This window comes from Phycicoccus sp., assembly GCF_035325325.1.
Lineage (GTDB): Bacteria > Actinomycetota > Actinomycetes > Actinomycetales > Dermatophilaceae > Phycicoccus.
The window spans coordinates 55676-72849 of sequence record NZ_DAOLAC010000012.1 but is presented as its reverse complement, the minus strand read 5'-3'; the positions used below and the strand labels follow the sequence as shown (position 1 = coordinate 72849).

The following is a 17174-nucleotide window of genomic DNA, read 5'->3' as shown; positions in this document are numbered from 1 at the left end:
AGATGGCTCTTCGTGAGTTCAAGCTCCCCGACCCCGGTGAGGGCCTGACCGAGGCCGACATCGTCACCTGGCACGTCGCCGTCGGCGACACGGTCAAGGTCAACGACGTCGTCGTCGAGGTGGAGACGGCCAAGTCGCTCGTCGAGCTGCCCGTGCCGTTCGCCGGCACCGTGTCGGCGCTGCACGTCGCCGAGGGCGACACCGTGGAGGTCGGCACCCCGATCATCACCGTCGACGACGGCGTCGGCGGGGCGAGTGCCCCCGCGGCCCCCGAGCCCGCGGCGGAGGTCGCCGCGGCTGCCCCTGCCGCTCCGGCCGCTCCGGCCGAGCCCGCACCGGCGGCGGGTGACGGCGAGGAGATCGGCGAGGGCCTCATCGGCGGCACGACGTCGACGGGGCGCACCGCGGTCCTCGTCGGCTACGGCGTCAAGCAGACCGAGGCGGTCCGCCGCCCGCGCAGGGGCGTCTCCGTGCCGTCCGCCGCCGAGGAGCCGGCGGACGAGCCGGCTCCCGCACCGTCCGGCGGCGGGCCCGTGCTGGCCAAGCCGCCGGTCCGCAAGCTCGCCAAGGACCTCGGCGTCGACCTCACCACCGTCACCCCGAGCGGCGACGGTGGGGTCGTCACCCGCGCCGACGTCGAGGCCGCCGCGTCCGGCGCCGCGGCGCCGGACGCCACGTCCGGTGGTGCCCGCGCGAGCGACGCCACCCGCGCGGACGACGGCGCCCGGGAGACGCGCGTCCCCGTCAAGGGCGTGCGGAAGATGACGGCGCAGGCGATGGTCGGGTCGGCGTTCACCGCCCCGCACGTCACCGAGTGGGTCACCGTCGACGTCACCGCGACGATGGAGCTCGTCGAGAAGCTCAAGCGCGACAAGGAGTTCCGTGACGTCAAGGTCACGCCGCTGCTCGTCCTCGCCAAGGCGATGTGCGTCGCGGTCCGCCGCAACCCGGAGATCAACGCGAGCTGGGACGAGGACGCCCAGGAGATCGTCCTCAAGCACTACGTCAACCTCGGCATCGCCGCCGCCACGCCGCGCGGGCTCGTCGTCCCCAACGTCAAGGACGCCGACCGGATGACGATGCGCGAGCTCGCCGACGCCATCGCGGCTCTCACCGCCACCGCCCGCGAGGGCCGGATCCCGCCGGCCGACATGAGCGGCGGCACGATCACCATCACCAACGTCGGTGTCTTCGGCGTCGACGCTGGCACGCCGATCCTCAACCCCGGCGAGTCGGCGATCCTCGCCTTCGGGTCGGTCACCCGGCGCCCGTGGGTCGTCGGCTCCGGCGCCGACGAGCGCATCGAGCCCCGGTGGGTCAAGACGCTCGCGCTCTCCTTCGACCACCGCCTGGTCGACGGCGAGCTCGGCTCGCGCTACCTCGCCGACGTCGCCGCCCTCCTCGCCGACCCCGCCCGCGGGCTGGTCTGGGGCTGACCGGTGGCGTCCGGGGAGCACGGGGTCGTCTTCCCGCTCGTCGACGGTCGGCGCTCCACCTCGGCCACCGGCCGGGCGGTCGTCGCCGACGCGCTGCGACCGGTCGACCCGGTCGGCGCGGGGGCGGCCGAGCGCGAGACCAACTGGCGCAGTGGGTACCTCACGCACTTCCGCCGACTCGTCGAGGCTGGGCTGCCGAGCTACTCGGACGCCCGGTCGGTCGCCGAGGCTGGCTTGGCGTCGGTCCAGGCCCGGATGCGCTGGAGCCCCGACGGCGCCGACGACCAGCCGCTGGCCGCCGCCGTCGCCGGGGCGGCCGGCGGCCCGAGCGGTCTCGTCGGCAGCGAGGTCCTCACCGGTGGCGCCGACCCGGACACGGCGCTGACCATCCCGTACCGCGGTCGCCGCCTCGCCGGCGACGACCTGCGCCGGCAGCTCGACGCCTGGGTCGCGGCGGGCGTCGTCGAACCCAGCCTGCGCGAGGCGGTCACCGCGGTCCTCGAGAACCCCGACTGGCTACGGCTCGAGGGCCGCACCGTCGTCGTCCTCGGCGCGGCCGCCGAGATGGGCCCGCTCCGGTCGCTGCTGCGCTGGGGAGCCACCGTCGCGGCCGTCGACCTGCCCCGTCCGGAGCTGTGGACCGGGTTGCTCGCCGACACCCGCGACCTCGCCGGCACCCTCGTCGTGCCCGCCCGCGCCGGCCACGACGACGTGGAGCGCCGCGCGGGCCTCGACCTGCTCCACGACCTCCACGACGCCACCGCCTGGGTCGCGGGCCTCGACGGACACCTCGTCCTCGGCAACTACGTCTACGCCGACGGCGCGACGAACGTGCGGGTCAGCACCGCCGTCGACGCCCTGACCGAGGCGGTGCGCACCCTGCGCTCCGACACGGCCCTGTCCTTCCTCGCGACCCCCACCGACGTCTTCGCCGTCCCGGCCGAGGCCGTCTCGGCATCGGTCGAGTCGTACGCGCAGCGCCGCACGTCGAAGGTGCTGCGGGTGCCCCTGCGCACCCTCTCCGGCGGCCGGCTGCTCCGGCGCAACTACGTGCCCGGCGAGGACCCCGGCATCAACGACTCGGTCGTCCTCCAGCAGGGCCCGAACTACCTGCTGGCCAAGCGGATCCAGCGCTGGCGGGCCACCGCGGCACGCGCCGCGGGGTCCACGGTGTCGTTCAAGGTCGCTCCGCCGACGCGCACCCGGTCGGTGGTCCGCAACCGTGCGCTCGCCGCGGCCTACTCGGGCGCCCACCGGTTCGGGGTCGAGGTCTTCGAGCCGGGTACCGCGAACACGCTGATGGCAGCCCTGCTCGTCCACGACCTCGTCAAGGGGTCGCCGGCCCAGGACCATCCCTGGCAGGACGAGGCCTACGCGGCGGCGCACGGTGGGCTGTGGCGGTGCGCGTACGACCCGCGCAGCGCCCTCGGGCTCGCCGCGATGCTCGGCGTCGCCTCCGCCCCCTGACCCTGCGAACGTGTGTGAAGAACGTCGGTATGCCGACGTTCTTCACACACGTTCGTGGTGGGACGGCCTCACCCGAGGTCCTCCAGGAGGCGGTGGAGGCGCGCGGCCTGCCGGGTGAGGTGGTCGCGCTCGGCGACCCGGGTCGCGGTGGCGGCCGCCTCCCGGTAGAGCCGCTCCGCGGCGGCCGGGTCGCCCGCGCGCTCGTGCAGGTGCGCCGAGACCGCGGCGTACCGGGGCAGGCCGGAGTCGAGCCCTTCGAGGGCCCGCAGCCCGGCCCGTCCGCCGTCGGCCTCGCCGACCGCGACCGCCCGGTTGAGCCGGTGCACCGGGCTCCCGGTGATGGCGACGAGCTCGTCGTACCACTCGACGATCTGGGGCCAGTCGGTGTCCTCGGCCCGCAGCGCGTCGGCGTGCAGGGCCGCGACGGCCGCCTGCGCCTGGTACTCACCGAGCCGGTCGCGAGCCAGCGCCGCCCGGAGGATCTCGACTCCCTCGGCGGCGAGCCCGGTGTCCCACCGCGAGCGGTCCTGCTCGGGCAGCGGGACGAGGCGACCGCCGGCGGACGTCCGCGCCGCCCGCCGCGCGTGGACGAGGAGGAAGAGGGCGAGCAGCCCGTGCACCTCCGGCTCGTCGGTGAGCGCGGCGAGCTGCCGGGCCAGCCGGATGGCCTCCGCCGCCAGGTCGACGTCTCCCCCGTAGCCCTCGGTGAAGACGAGATAGAGGACCCGCAGCACGGTGCGGAGGTCGCCGGGAGTGTCGAGGCGCACGCCGGCCACGGCCGCCTTCGCGCGGCTGATGCGCTGCGCCATCGTCGCCTCGGGGACGAGGTGGGCCTCGGCGATCTGTCGGGTCGTCAGGCCACCCACCGCCCGCAACGTCAGCGCCGTCGCCGACGCCGGGGTGAGCGACGGGTGCGCGCAGAGGAAGTACAGCCGCAGCGTGTCGTCACGCGCGCCGGCCGGCCCCGGCTCCGGTTCGACCTCGACCCGTTCCTCCCGGGCGCGCCGGGCCGACTCCGAGCGCACGAGGTCGAGGTGGCGCCGCCAGGCGACCGTGACCAGCCACGCCCTCGGGTCCCGCGGGGGGTCCTGCGGCCACGTGGAGAGCGCCGCGACCAGCGCCTCCTGGACGGCGTCCTCGGCCGACGCGAAGTCTGCTCCGCGCCGGACGAGGACGCCGATCACCTGGGGGACGAGCGTGCGCAGGGCCGACTCGTCGACCGGGCCGACGCTCACTCGTCGGCGACCAGCCGGGCGTCGAGCAGCGGACGCAGCTCGAGCCACTCGTGGATGGGACGCCCGCCCGGTCCGGGAGCCGCGGAGAGCTCGCCCGCCAGCTCGACGGCCCGCTCGTGCGACTCGACGTCGATGCACATCCAGCCGGCGACGAGGTCCTTGGTCTCGGCGAACGGACCGTCGACGACCGGAGGGCGGCCCTCGCCGTCGAACCGCACCCACATCCCCTCGGGCGAGAGCGCCATCTCGTCGACGAACTCCCCGGTGCCACGCAGGCGGTCGGCGAAGTCGCGCATGTACCGGATGTGGTCGTCGACCTCCTCGGGCGTCCACTCCTCCATCGGCGCGTCCTCGACCGAGGTCTTCGGACCGCGGTAGTGCTTGAGCATCAGGTACTTGGCCATGGGATCTCCCTCGTCGCGGTGCGGCCCATTCTGGCCGCGCTCACCCCGTGGTCGGAGCCGGCCCGTCGTCCTCGACATCCGGCCGCCCCTCCCTTTCCCGAACGTGTGTGAAGAACCTCGGCATGGCGACGTTCTTCACACCCGTTCCGGGGAGGGGAGGGCGCGTCGGTCCCGGCATGATGGGCCCATGAGCTCGTCGACGATGCCGAAGCGCCCCTCCGACCCGCTCGACGTCGTCGACGTCGACTCGATGCTGAGCGACGAGGAGAAGGCCATCCGGGCGACCGTCCGGCAGGTGTGCGACGACCTCGTCGAGCCGCACGTCGTCGAGTGGTACGAGAAGGGCGAGCTGCCGGTGGCCCGCGACCTGGCCCGGGAGTTCGGCAAGGTCGGTCTGCTCGGGATGCACCTCGAGGGGTACGGCTGTGCCGGGATGTCGGCGGTCGACTACGGCCTCGCCTGCCTCGAGCTCGAGGCGAGCGACTCCGGCATCCGCTCCCTCGTCTCGGTGCAGGGCAGCCTCGCGATGTACGCGATCCACGCCTTCGGGTCCGAGGAGCAGAAGCAGGAGTGGTTGCCCCGGATGGCGGCCGGCGAGGCGATCGGCTGCTTCGGCCTCACCGAGCCCGACCACGGCTCGGACCCGGCCTCGATGCGGACGCGCGCCCGCCGCGACGGCGACGACTGGGTGCTCGACGGCTCGAAGATGTGGATCACCAACGGCTCGATCGCCGACGTCGCGGTCGTCTGGGCGAACGCCGGCGAGGAGCACGGTGGCATCCGCGGGTTCGTCGTCCCCACGGACGCACCGGGGTTCGAGGCGCACGTCATCAGGAACAAGATGTCGCTGCGGGCGTCGGTCACGGCCGAGCTGACGTTGCGTGGCGTGCGGCTGCCGGCCGGCGCGGTGCTGCCCGGCGTCACCGGCCTCAAGGGGCCGCTGTCGTGCCTCTCCGAGGCGCGCTTCGGCATCGTCTGGGGCTGCCTCGGCGCCGCCCGCTCGGCCCTCGAGGTCGCTCGGCGCTACTCGGTCGAGCGCACCCAGTTCGACCGCCCGATCGCCGGCTTCCAGCTCACCCAGGCCAAGCTCGCGCACATGTCGACCGAGCTGACCCTGGGCCGGCTGCTCGCCCTGCACCTCGGCCGCCGCAAGGACGCCGTCGGACTGCGGCCCGAGCAGGTGTCGGTCGGCAAGTACAACAACGTGACGAAGGCGATCGAGATCTGCCGGACCGCGAGGACCATCCTCGGCGGCAACGGGATCAGCGGCGAGTACCCGGTGATGCGGCACGCGAACAACCTCGAGTCGGTGCTCACCTACGAGGGCACCGTCGAGATGCACACGCTCGTCATCGGCCAGGCGCTCACCGGCGAGTCCGCCTTCCGCTGACCCCGCCCGCTACGCGGGCTACGCCGCAGTAAGTGCTGCTGTGGCGACACTTACTGCGGGGTAGCCCGCGCCGCCGTCGCGGACGGTGAGCCCGAGGACGTCGGCGTAGAACGTGCGGGCGGCGTCGAGGTCGTCGACCGAGCAGCAGCCGCTGACGGCGGGGCTGTCGCTGAGCACGGACGCTCCTTCCGGTGGGAGTCACCCGTACCGACCAGCCTGCCCCCCGGAGCTCGTCGGTGGAGCGGCGTGGAACCGGTTTGTCCGCCACCCGCGCCCGGGAGCACACTGGACGCGACCCATCACCACGCTCGACCCGGCCGGGAGCCCCGGCGGTCGCCCGACCGACGAGGCCCTCCGTGCTCGCCCCCTACCGCCCCCTGTTCGCCGTCCCCGGTGCCCTGCGCTTCATCGCCGGCACCGCCCTCTCCCGCACCGGCGGAGCGATGTTCGGCGTCGCCGTCATCGTCATGGTCAGCGAGCGGCAGGGTTCCTTCGCGCTCGCCGGCGCGGTCTCCTCGGTCGGCCTCGCGGTGCTCGCGGTGGCCGGCCCGGTCCTCGGCCGGCTCATCGACAAGCACGGCCAGCGCCGGGTCGCCCTGCCGTTCGTCGTCGTCTCCGCCGTCGCCGGGCTCGGCACCGCCCTGGCCTCCTGGTCGGCGGCCCCGGTCTGGACCCTCTTCGTCCTCTACGGCGTGAGCGCCTTCCTCCCCGAGCCCGGGCCGATGTCCCGGGCGCGGTGGGCGCACATCTTCCGCGACGACCCGGACCGCCTGCACACCGCGATGTCGTTCGAGCAGGTCGCGGACGAGGCGTCGTTCGTCATCGGCCCGGTCGTCGCCGTGCTCGTCTCCACGCTGTGGTTCCCCGAGGCCGGGCTCGTCCTCGCCGAGGTGTTCTTCACCGTCGGCGTCCTCACCTTCCTCGGGGCCCGCGCGACCGAGCCGCCGGTCGTCGCGCACGCCGACCGCCCGAAGGGGCTCGCGGTCCGCTGGCCGGGCCTGCTCGTCGTCGCCACGGCCCTCGTGATGACCGGCGTCATCTTCGGCGCCAACGAGGTCGTCGCCGTCGCGTTCGCGGAGGCCGACGGCAACGCGAGCCTGTCCAGCCTCGTCCTCGGCGGCTTCGCGGTCGGCTCGACCCTCTCCGGGCTGTGGTTCGGCGCCCGCAGGTTCAGCTCGACCCTCACCCGGCGGCTGCTCATCGCCGCCACCGCGATGCTCGTCCTCGAGGTGCCGGCGCTGCTCGTCGCGAACACCTGGCAGCTGACCGTCGTCATGGTCGTCGCCGGGTCCGCGACCGCGCCGATGCTCATCACGAGCCTGTCGCTGGCCCAGCGCCTGGTGCCCGCCGCGCTGGTCACCGAGGGGATGGCGGTCGCGGTGACCGGCATCCTCATCGGCATCTCGGCCGGCTCGGCCGTCGGCGGCTGGGCCGTCGAGGCGCTCGGCCCGCAGCGGGCCTACGCCGTGCCGGTGCTCGCCGGCCTGTGCGCGGTGGCCATCGTCGCGACGCGCGCCCGGCACCTCGAGGGTGCCGAGCGCGCCCGCCTCGGCTCAGCGGTGCCGTAGCCCCGGCTCAGCCCACCGGGGCCGTGGCCTCCGGCTCGCCGGCGCCGGCCCGAGCCTGCTGGTTGCGCTCGGTGTACGCCGAACCGCCGCGCAGCTCGACCTGCGGCAGCATGAGCATCACGAGGAACCCGAAGACCATGACGATCGACCCGACGAGGAACACGAGGTCCATCGAGTCGGAGAAGCCGATGAGGAACGGCTTCGCGAGGCGCGGGTCGAGGTGCGCGAGGAACGAGGAGTCCGAGAGGACCCCGCTGGACGCGGCCGGGGTGGCCCCGCTCGAGGCCGCCTGCTGGATGGCCGACGCGACCTGGTGGTCGACCGAGCCGGCCGGCGCCTGCAGCCCGGCCGCGACGCCGGCCTGGAAGTCGGCCGTCGGGCGAAGCGCCTTGAAGGCGTCGGCGATCCGACCGGGCACCGCCGAGAAGAGGATCGAGAGGAAGATCGCAGTCCCGATGGTGCCGCCCAGCTGACGGGTCGTCGTGGCCGTCGAGGTGGCGACGCCGATCTGCTGCGGCGGCACGGCGTTCTGCACGGCGAGGGTGAGCGGCTGGAAGTTGAAGCCGAGGCCCATGCCGAAGAAGACCATGACGATCATCGTCTGCCACAGCGGGGTGTCGAACCGGACGAAGTGGAAGGCGAACAGGCCGAGCACGAGCAGCCCGGACCCGATGATCGGGAACATCCGGTAGCGACCGGTGCGGGAGATGATCTGCCCCGACAGGATCGAGCCGGTCATGATGCCGCCGACGAGCGGGATGAGCTGGAGGCCGGCCTCGGTCGGGGACGCGCCCTTGACGATCTGCAGGTAGAGCGGCAGTGCGGCGAGCCCACCGAACATCGCGACGCCGATGATGACCGACGCGACCGAGGAGACGCCGACGGTCTTGTTGCGGAACATGCGCAGCGGCAGGATCGCCTCGTCCTGCATCCGGTTCTCCTGCCAGAAGAACGCGATCGCCGCGACGACGGAGATGGCGTACGCGACCCAGGCGCGGCCGGAGGTCCAGCCCCACTCGCGGCCCTGCTCGAGGACGACGAGCAGCGGCACCAGCGCGGCCGAGAGGAGGAAGGCGCCCGCCCAGTCGATGCGGTGGTCGAGCCGGTGGTGGCGCAGGTGCAGGGTGCGGGAGACGACGACGAGTGCGGCGATGCCGATCGGGACGTTGACGAGGAAGACCCAGCGCCAGCCGGTGACACCGAGGATGCTCGAGGCGCCGGCGAAGAACCCGCCGATGACCGGCCCGGCGACGCTCGAGGTGCCGAACACGGCGAGGAAGTAGCCCTGGTACTTGGCCCGCTCGCGCGGCGGCACGATGTCGCCGATGATCGCCAGCGCGAGGCTCATGAGCCCCCCGGCGCCGAGGCCCTGCACCGCCCGGAACGCCGCGAGGGCGTACATCGAGCCGGCCATCGACGACAGCGCCGAGCCGACGACGAAGATCGAGATCGCGAAGATGAACAGCTTCTTGCGGCCGTAGATGTCGCCGAGCTTGCCGTAGAGCGGCGTGACGATCGTCGCGGTGATGAGGTACGCGGTGGTCGCCCAGGCCTGCTGGTCGAGGCCGTGCAGCTGGTCGGCGATGGTGCGGATGGAGGTCGCGACGATCGTCTGGTCGAGGGCCGCGAGGAACATCCCCATCATCAGCCCGACGAGGATCGTCACGATCTGGCGGTGGGTCAGCGGCCCGTCGTGCGAGTCGTCGGCGGTCGTGGCCGCGGCAGTCGTGTTCCCCACGACGTGGCGGCCGGGGCCGTCGGCGTCGGCGGAGTGGCTCGTGGGCTGGCCGGGGTCGGCGTGCCGTGGTGTGGTCATCGGTCGGTCCTCTGGGTCGGGTCGGTCAGGGAGGTCTCGAGGTCCGCGGCGAGGCGGGCCAGGGCGGTGGTGAGCGAACCGACCTCGTCGTCGGTCCAGTCGGCGAGCAGGTCCTGCAGCCAGCGGTCGCGGCTCTCGCGGATGCCGGTGAGCAGGGCGGTGCCGTCGGCGGTGACGGCGAGGACGTGCGCACGACCGTCGTCCGGGTCCGGTTCGCGGGTGACGAAGCCGAGGTCGACGAGCGTGCTCACCTGCCGGCTCACCGTCGAGACGTCCGAGTGGACGGCGTCGGCGAGCTCGGAGACGCGCAGGGTGGAGCGCTTGAGGTGGAACAGCAGCGGATAGGCCATCGGGTCGACGAGCGGGTGCTGGCGCGGCGCCCGGGCCCGGGCGACGTGGATCAGCTTGACGACGCGGAGGAGCTCGTCGCCGAGCAGCGCCGTCGGGGTCGACGACGTGGAGCGGAACGGCACGGGTCCTCCGGGGTGGCGGCTGGGCGGCTGGGCGGCTGGCAGTTGTTTGCAGCATACAACTAGATGGCCGGGCGACGAATTCCCGTCGGCGGGGTTCGACAGCGGCGCCCGGCGTCCCGGTGCCCCGGTGTCCCGGCCGGGGCGGCCCGGGCCGGAGGTCAGAGCGAGCGGGCGTGGAGGTGGTGCAGCAGCTGCTGGGAGAAGCGCTGGCCCATGAGGGCGACCACCCCCTTCATCGCGGCGTGGACCGCCGGGCGGGTGACGCCCGGGAACGGCAGCTCGACGCTGATGGTCATCGATGTCTCGAGGCGCGTTCCGCCGGCCCGGGGTTCGAGGTCGTACCACCCGTCGACGCCGGCGGACTCCTCGTCGTCACCGGCCCCGGGGTCGTGCCGGAACTCGATGCGGTGGGGCTCGTCGAAGGTCATCCGCTCGGTGAAGGTGAAGGAGAAGCTGCGACCGAGCACCGGCACCCGGGTCATCTCCCAGACCCAGTGCTCGCCGCGTTCGGTGACCCGGTGGAGGAACGGGGTCAGCCGGGCGACGAGCGCCGGGTCGGTCAGGGCCTCCCACACGGCGTCCGGCTCGGCGGTGACCGTCGCGGTCGACAGGGTCGAGGTCGAGAAGCGCGCCATCGGGTCAGGGGGTGACGGCGAGCGCGGGGAGCACCCGCGCCGCGACGTCGTCGTCGCCATGCACCGTGACGGGCAGGTCGGCCGGGTCGCGCCGCCCGCCGGCGAGGCGCATCGCCACGCGGGTGGACACCGAGAGGGTGGTGGTCACGACGTCCGGGTGCTCCTCGGCGTCGCCGGTGAACAGGGGGACCCCCACGGCCCGGCCGTCGTGCTCCTCGACCCGGGCGCCGGCGCGCCCGACCGTCGGCCCGGTGAGGTCGAGGACGACGGCGTTCCCCGGCGGGACCGCGGCGTCGCGGGCCACGAGGCGCGGCAGGGCGGCGAACAGCCGCGCGACGCTCAGCGCGGCGGCCGGGGTGTCGAGCCCGCCGGGACGCTCGAGCGCCTCGCGCAGGTCCTGCTCGTGCATCCAGACGTCGAAGGTGCGCAGGGCCACGAGGTCGGCCAGGGTCGTCGGTCCGAACGGGCCGGTCACCGGCTCCTCGCCGGTGACCCCCTCGGCGCGGTAGGCCGCGAGCCGCTCCTCGAGGCGCCAGTCGATCTCGTCGACGAGGTCCTCGGGCGTGCGGCCCCGGCGCGCCTCGACGAAGCGCTCGTGGCGCTCGGCGAAGGCGTGGTACACGTGGTCGTAGCCGCTGACGTCGACGTCGGGCTCGGGGTCACCGGCCAACATCGCCTCGGCTCCGGCGACGTGGGCGAGCTGGTCGAGGACGGTCCATCCCGGGCAGTCGGTGGGCCGTTCGGCGTCCCCCGGACGCAGCGTGCGCCCGAGGTCGGCGACCGAGCGGACCGTCTGTGCCCAGGCCTCGACGACCTCCGCGAACTCGGTCGGGGAGGGTGGGTGCAGCGGCATGCCGCCCACAGTACCTACGCTGGTCCACGTGACCCGTCCCCCGAGCGCCCGCACCGCGGACGCGACGGCGACCCCGGACGCCGGGGCGCACCGGCTGCGTCCCCTGGCGCTCGGTCTCGCGGTCGCGCTCGCCGTCGTCGTCCCCGCGGCCCTGGTCACGGGAGCCGCGGCGCCCCTCGCGCTGCTCGACCCCGGACCCCTCGTGCGGTGGGGGCTGCCGGCGGTCACGACGGTCTCCAACCTCGCGTCGGTCACCACCTTCGGGTTGCTGCTGCTCGCGGTCTTCCTCGCCCCGGAGCGGGCGCGCACCGACCGCCGGGGGACCGCCCGCCGGCTCGCCGCCTCGAGCGCCGTCGTCTGGGCCGTCGCCGCGCTGCTCGAGATCGTCCTCACCTTCGCCGACCTCTCCGGCACGCCGCTCACGTCGGCGTCGCTGCTGCCGCAGCTGCTCTCGTTCGCGTGGTCGCTCGAGACGACCCGCGTCCTCGTGATCGCGGCCGGCCTCGCGGTGGTCGTCGCCTCGACGGTCGTCTCCGCGCGCGGCCGGGCGGCGATGACCTGGCTGGCCGCCGCGAGCCTCGTCGCGATCGTCCTGCACTCGCTCAACGGGCACGCGGCCGGCTCGGCCAGCCACGAGGACGCCGTCAACGGGCTCGCCGTCCACCTCGTCGGGGTCAGCGTCTGGGTCGGCGGGCTCGCCGCGCTCGTCGTCATGCGGCGCAGCCTCGGCCGCGACCTCGGGACCACGGTGTCGCGGTTCTCGGTGCTCGCCACCTGGTCGCTCGCGGCGGTCGCGCTCTCCGGGGTGCTCCAGGCGTGGATCCGGCTCGGCACCCTGTCGGCGGTGCTCACCCCGTACGGGCTCGTCATCCTCGGCAAGGTCGTCGCCATCGGCGTCCTGGCCGTCCTCGGCTGGCGGCAGCGCCGCGAGCTCGCCGGCCGGCTCACCCGGGACCCGTCGGACGGCCGGGCGTTCGCGCGGCTGGCCGTCACCGAGATCGCGGTCATGGGCGCCGCGATGGGCCTGGCCTCGGTCCTCTCCCGCAGCCTCCCGCCCGTCCCGGACGCCCTGCCCGACCCGGGCATCGCCATCGAGCTCACCGGCTACCCCGACCCCGGCCCGCTCACCGGCGCGGACTGGTTCCTCGCCTGGCGCCTCGACTGGCTCTTCGTCACCGTCACCGCGCTCGCGGTCGGCCTCTACGTGGCCGGCTACGTCCGCCTCCGCCGCCGCGGGGACGCGTGGCCGGCGCTGCGGCTCGTGTCGTGGCTCGTCGGCTGGGGCATCTTCGCGTGGGCGACGTGCGGGGCGCCGGGCATCTGGGGGCGGGTGCTCTTCTCGTCGCACATGGTCATGCACATGGCGGTCGCGATGATCGTGCCGCTCTTCCTCGTCCCGGCCGCGCCGGTGACGCTCGCGCTCCGCGCGCTCCCGTCGCGTCGCGACAAGACGTGGGGGCCGCGCGAGCTGCTGCTCCAGGTCGTGCACTCCCGGGCGCTGCGGGTGCTCGCGAACCCGGTCGTCGCCGCCGCGTTCTTCTTCTTCAGCCTCGCGGCGTTCTACTACACGGGCCTGTTCGACCTCGCCCTGACGACCCACACGGGCCACCTGCTGATGATGGCCCACTTCCTCCTCACCGGGTACCTGTTCGTCTGGGTGATGATCGGCATCGACCCCGGGGTGCCTCGCTGGTCGCCGCTCATGCTGCTCGTCATCCTCTTCGCGACGGTGTCCTTCCACGCGTTCTTCGGCGTCGCGCTGACCGGCAGCACCGACCTGCTGGCCCCGGACTTCTTCACGGCGATCAACCTGCCGTGGGGGCCGGACCCGCTGCTCGACCAGCACACGGCGGGCGAGATCGCGTGGGGGATCGGCGAGGCGCCGACCCTGACGCTGGCGGTCATCGTCGCGGTGCAGTGGTTCCGGAGCGAGTCGCGCGAGACGGTGCGCCTGGACCGCCAGGCCGACCGTGACGGCGATGCGGAGCTTGCCGCCTACAACGCCCGGCTCGCGCGGCTGCGCGAGGAGGCCGAGCATCTCGACCCCCGCTGAGGAGCGATGCCCGACGGTGTCGGGTCGTGCCCGGCCGACGGGGTGCGCGAGGATGGACGCATGCGCATCGCGGTGATCCAGCTGTCCTACGGGGACGACGAGCCGTCCGCCGCGCGCGTCGAGCGGGCCGCCGCCGCCGTCGCCGAGCAGGCCGGGCACGACCTCGTCGTCCTACCCGAGCTCTGGGCGCCGACCGGCTTCGACTACCGCCGCTGGGAGGCCGAGGCCGAGCCGCTCGACGGCCCGTGGGCGGCCGCGATGGCCGAGGCGGCGCGCGCCGCCGGGGTGACGCTGCACGCCGGCTCGTTCGTCGAGCGGCTGCCCGGTCCGGGTGCCGACGGCAACACCCTGGCCAACACCTCGCTGGTGTTCTCGGCCACCGGCGAGCGGCTGGCCGTCTACCGCAAGATCCACCGCTTCGGGTTCGGCAGCGGCGAGCCGAAGCTCATGGAGGCCGGCGAGGACGTCGTCGTCCTCGACCTGCCGGACGGCGCCGGCGGCACGGTCGCCACCGGGCTGTCGACCTGCTACGACCTGCGCTTCCCCGAGCTCTACCGCCATCAGCAGGAGGCCGGGGCGCGGCTGCTCGTCGTCCCGGCCGCCTGGCCGCTGGCCCGGGTCGGGCACTGGACGCTGCTCGGCCGGGCGCGGGCCCTCGAGGACCAGTGCGTCGTCGTCCAGTGCAACACCGGCGGCACGCACGCCGGCGTGCCGATGGGCGGGCACAGCCAGGTCGTCGCGGCCACCGGCGAGGTGCTCGCCGAGGTCGCGCACGCCGACGGCGCCGTGCTGTCGGTCGACGTCGACCTCGACGCGACGACCGCCTACCGCGAGTCCTTCCCCGTCCTCGCCGACCGCCGCCTCTGAGCCCCGCCCGCCCCGCCAGGGTCGTGTGCTCCGGTGGCTGCCCGGGCAGCCACCTGGGCACACGACTCAGGCGGCGCGCGGCACGCCGAGCGCGAACAGGTCGCGCACCAGGTCCGGCTGCTCGAACCGCGCCTCCTGCGCGGTGCACCGGACGACCACCCGCCGGTCCGTCGTGAGCCCCCGCTGGCGCCGGATGTCCTCGGCCCAGCTCTCCACGTCGAGGTGGAACGCGCCGTCGATCTCGAGGACGAGCACGCGGCCGTCCGGCAGGTCCCACTCGCAGTCCGTCCAGCGCAGCCGGCCCGAGCGGTCCCGGCGACGCACCTGGCGGCGCGGGCGGGCGATGCCCCAGGTGCGGCACATCCGCACGACGTCGACCTCCGCCAGTGACTGCGAACCGCCCGCGACGTCGGCCAGGAGCGCGCGCAGCCGAGCAGCGCGCCGCAGTGGACGCAGCCGCCGGGTCCACTCGAGCATCAGCTCCGCCGTCGTCAGGCGTTGCTGGATGCAGGCCGTCACCGCACCGAGAGCCGTCCGCTCCGACCGCTCGGCCGCCGCGAAGAGGAGGACCGCGGGCTCGACCCGCGCGGTCGGTGGGTCGAGCCGCGGATGCCTCATCGCCGCGAGGTCGCGACGGGTCCGGACGAAGTGCACCCCGTCGACGGGGTCGAACGACAGCTGAGCGGGGACGAGGACGGTGACCGCGTCGCGCTCCCAGTGGCGCAGGCCGTGGAGGCCGGCGGCGGTCAGCCCACCGAGCAGCGCCTCGGGCCCGGCGTGCTCGACGGCGACCCAGAGCCGTTGCTCGCGGGAGAGCGGCCCGGTGGTCGTCGTGTACACCGAGTGGGTGCGCTCGACCCATCGCCCGGCGCGGACCTGGTTGCGGACGAACTTGCGAGTCACCCGCAGCTCGCGCAGCCGGCGTTCGGAGAGCACCCCGCACTGGCGCCGGGCGGCCTCCTGCCACGTCGTCTGCATGCGCCGAAGAGTGGCGCATCAGGCCCGGCCGGCCGCGCGGTTCTCCACAGGGGCCGGGTCGTGTGCTCGCCCGGTCGTCCCGGCGACCACCCGGGCACACGACTCTGAGAGGCTGGGGGGATGGACGCCGCAGCCGCCGTCGCCGAGCTCGCCGAGGCCCTCCCGCAGGGAGTCGTCACCACCGACCCCGCCGCCCTCGAGAAGTACCGGCACGACTGGACCCACGACGCGAGCGCCGGCACGCCGCTCGCCGCCGTCCGCGCCGAGGACGCCAGCCAGGTCCAGGCGACGCTGCGCTGGGCCACCCGCCATCACATCGGCGTCGTCCCTCGCGGCGCCGGCACCTCCCTCTCCGGTGGGTCGATGGGCGTCGACGGCACGGTGGTCCTCAGCCTCGAGCGGATGCGCGCCGTCGAGATCGACTCCGCCGCCCGCGTCGCCGTCGTCGAGCCCGGCGCCCTCAACGTCGAGGTGAAGAACGCGGCTGCGGCAGAAGGCCTCTGGTACCCACCGGACCCGAGCTCGTTCGAGATCTGCTCGATCGGCGGCAACATCGCGACCAACGCCGGCGGGCTCTGCTGCGTCAAGTACGGCGTGACGACCGACTACGTCCTCGGCCTCGACGTCGTCCTCGCCGACGGCACCCTCGTCACCCTCGGCGGCAAGCGCGTCAAGGACGTCGCCGGCCTCTCGCTCCTCAAGCTCTTCGTCGGCTCCGAGGGCACCCTCGGCATCGTCACCCGGGCGGTCCTGCGGCTCGTCCCGGCCCAGGCACCGCGCTCCACCGTCGTCGCGCTCTTCCCGAGCGTCGCCGACGCCGCCGCCGCCGTCGTCGAGCTGGGGCGCACCGTCCGCGCGTCGATGGTCGAGCTGATGGACCGCGCGTCGATCAACGCCGTCGAGGACTTCCGGCCGATGGGCCTCGACCGCGACGCCGGCGCGCTCCTGCTCGTCCAGTCGGATGCGCCGGGGCCGTCGCGCGCGGAGGAGGTCGAGGCGATCGTCGCGGCGTGCGAGGTGAGCGGCGCCAAGGAGGTCGTCGCCACCGACGACCCCGACGAGGCCGAGATGTTCGTCCAGGCCCGGCGGGTGCACTTCACCGCCCTCGAGCCGCGCGGCGCCGTCCTGCCGGAGGACGTGGGCGTCCCGGTCCCGCAGCTGCCGGCGCTGCTCGCCGAGGTCGAGGCCATCGCCCAGCGGCACGGCGTCGAGATCCCGGTGGTCGCGCACGCCGGTGACGGCAACACCCATCCGGCGATCGTCTACGACGCCGCCGACCCCGACTCCGAGCGGCGGGCCCGGCTCGCCTTCGACGACATCATGCACGCGGCGATCGACCTCGGCGGGACGATCACCGGCGAGCACGGGGTCGGCCGGCTCAAGGCATCCTGCCTCGAGGACCAGCTCGGGCCCGAGGTGATGGCCCTCAACCGGCGGGTCAAGGCCGCCCTCGACCCGGACGGCATCCTCAACCCCGGCTCGTTCGTCTGACCCGGAACCGTGGACGCCGACCGGCAGGTCTGACACCCTGACCGGACGGGTCGTGAGCACGGCCCGGGAGGGAGGACCGAGATGTGGTGGATCATCGCGCTGCTCGCCGTCGTCGTGGTGCTGGGGGTGCTGCTCGACCGGCGGCGTCGCGGCAGCGGGTCGAGCGGTGACTACACCGGCGACGCGCCCTACGGCGCCGAGGCGGCCGCTGCACGCACTGCCCGGCAGAGCGGTCCGGGGATGGGCGGCGGGGGCTCCTGACCACGCCGGCGCGAACTTCCCTGCACAAACGTTAAACACGAGGTGTCCGCGCAGGTAGGGTGCGGTGCGCCAGGTCAGCCGACCCCGACCCTCGAGGAGACCCCATGTACATCGGACTCGGCATCTTCCTGCTCGTGCTCGGAGCGATCCTCTACTTCGCCGTCACGGCATCCATCGGGGGCATCAGCCTCGCGACGATCGGTCTCATCTTGATGATCGGCGGGGGGGTCGCCATCATCCTGTCCTT

17 protein-coding genes are annotated in these 17174 nt (G+C 74.1%); 9 read left to right on the top strand and 8 right to left on the bottom strand.

Going from position 1 to position 17174, the window contains the following annotated elements:
* Positions 1–2 precede the first annotated feature (2 nt).
* Entirely contained in the window at positions 3–1436 is a 1434-nt protein-coding gene (locus PKA89_RS09535; protein WP_324418903.1) for a dihydrolipoamide acetyltransferase family protein, read from the top strand.
* Between the two features lie 3 nt (positions 1437–1439).
* Positions 1440–2903, top strand: coding sequence for a hypothetical protein (locus tag PKA89_RS09530; protein WP_324418902.1), 1464 nt, complete (start codon positions 1440–1442; stop codon positions 2901–2903).
* A 68-nt stretch (positions 2904–2971) separates the two neighbouring features.
* Here PKA89_RS09530 and PKA89_RS09525 read toward each other — a convergent pair whose 3' ends face one another.
* Complete coding sequence (locus PKA89_RS09525; RefSeq protein ID WP_324418900.1) at positions 2972–4138, bottom strand: DUF6596 domain-containing protein; 1167 nt, start codon at positions 4136–4138, stop codon at positions 2972–2974.
* On the bottom strand, positions 4135–4542 hold the full coding sequence (locus tag PKA89_RS09520; RefSeq protein WP_324418898.1) for a YciI family protein: 408 nt from the start codon (positions 4540–4542) through the stop codon (positions 4135–4137). The genes PKA89_RS09525 and PKA89_RS09520 overlap by 4 nt, the downstream gene beginning before the upstream one ends.
* A 202-nt stretch (positions 4543–4744) precedes the next feature.
* Here PKA89_RS09520 and PKA89_RS09515 point away from each other — a divergent pair, with 202 nt between their 5' ends.
* The gene (locus PKA89_RS09515) at positions 4745–5932 is read left to right on the top strand and encodes an acyl-CoA dehydrogenase family protein (protein WP_324418943.1); all 1188 of its coding nucleotides are present in this window, start codon (positions 4745–4747) and stop codon (positions 5930–5932) included.
* A gap of 18 nt (positions 5933–5950) precedes the next feature.
* Here PKA89_RS09515 and PKA89_RS09510 read toward each other — a convergent pair whose 3' ends face one another.
* Positions 5951–6109, bottom strand: coding sequence for a VOC family protein (locus PKA89_RS09510; protein WP_324418896.1), 159 nt, complete (start codon positions 6107–6109; stop codon positions 5951–5953).
* Positions 6110–6288: 179 nt separating this feature from the next.
* Between PKA89_RS09510 and PKA89_RS09505 the strand changes: the two genes are divergently transcribed.
* Positions 6289–7500 (top strand): MFS transporter, encoded by a 1212-nt coding sequence (locus tag PKA89_RS09505; protein WP_324418894.1) that lies wholly within the window; start codon positions 6289–6291, stop codon positions 7498–7500.
* Positions 7501–7507: 7 nt separating this feature from the next.
* On the opposite strand, the gene PKA89_RS09500 is transcribed toward PKA89_RS09505, so the two are convergent.
* From PKA89_RS09500 to PKA89_RS09485, 4 genes are all read right to left on the bottom strand, one after another.
* Positions 7508–9316, bottom strand: coding sequence for an MDR family MFS transporter (locus tag PKA89_RS09500; RefSeq protein ID WP_324418893.1), 1809 nt, complete (start codon positions 9314–9316; stop codon positions 7508–7510).
* Entirely contained in the window at positions 9313–9789 is a 477-nt protein-coding gene (locus PKA89_RS09495) for a MarR family transcriptional regulator (RefSeq protein ID WP_324418891.1), read from the bottom strand. Before PKA89_RS09495 ends, PKA89_RS09500 begins: the two co-directional genes overlap by 4 nt.
* Before the next feature lie 158 nt (positions 9790–9947).
* Entirely contained in the window at positions 9948–10424 is a 477-nt protein-coding gene (locus PKA89_RS09490; protein ID WP_324418889.1) for an SRPBCC family protein, read from the bottom strand.
* Between the two features lie 4 nt (positions 10425–10428).
* Complete coding sequence (locus PKA89_RS09485; RefSeq protein WP_324418888.1) at positions 10429–11277, bottom strand: maleylpyruvate isomerase family mycothiol-dependent enzyme; 849 nt, start codon at positions 11275–11277, stop codon at positions 10429–10431.
* 28 nt (positions 11278–11305) lie between these two features.
* Here PKA89_RS09485 and PKA89_RS09480 point away from each other — a divergent pair, with 28 nt between their 5' ends.
* The gene (locus PKA89_RS09480) at positions 11306–13330 is read left to right on the top strand and encodes a cytochrome c oxidase assembly protein (protein WP_324418887.1); all 2025 of its coding nucleotides are present in this window, start codon (positions 11306–11308) and stop codon (positions 13328–13330) included.
* A gap of 60 nt (positions 13331–13390) precedes the next feature.
* Positions 13391–14197 (top strand): nitrilase-related carbon-nitrogen hydrolase, encoded by an 807-nt coding sequence (locus PKA89_RS09475; protein WP_324418885.1) that lies wholly within the window; start codon positions 13391–13393, stop codon positions 14195–14197.
* Positions 14198–14263: 66 nt separating this feature from the next.
* On the opposite strand, the gene PKA89_RS09470 is transcribed toward PKA89_RS09475, so the two are convergent.
* Positions 14264–15175, bottom strand: coding sequence for a hypothetical protein (locus tag PKA89_RS09470; RefSeq protein ID WP_324418883.1), 912 nt, complete (start codon positions 15173–15175; stop codon positions 14264–14266).
* A 120-nt stretch (positions 15176–15295) separates the two neighbouring features.
* Between PKA89_RS09470 and PKA89_RS09465 the strand changes: the two genes are divergently transcribed.
* From PKA89_RS09465 to PKA89_RS09455, 3 genes are all read left to right on the top strand, one after another.
* Positions 15296–16666, top strand: a complete 1371-nt coding sequence (locus PKA89_RS09465) for an FAD-linked oxidase C-terminal domain-containing protein (RefSeq protein ID WP_324418881.1) — start codon at positions 15296–15298, stop codon at positions 16664–16666.
* Between the two features lie 81 nt (positions 16667–16747).
* A complete protein-coding gene (locus tag PKA89_RS09460) occupies positions 16748–16927 on the top strand; it encodes a hypothetical protein (RefSeq protein ID WP_324418880.1) in 180 nt (59 codons plus the stop codon).
* 104 nt (positions 16928–17031) lie between these two features.
* Positions 17032–17174: DUF6458 family protein (locus tag PKA89_RS09455; protein WP_324418941.1), on the top strand; the 143-nt coding region annotated here is incomplete at its 3' end.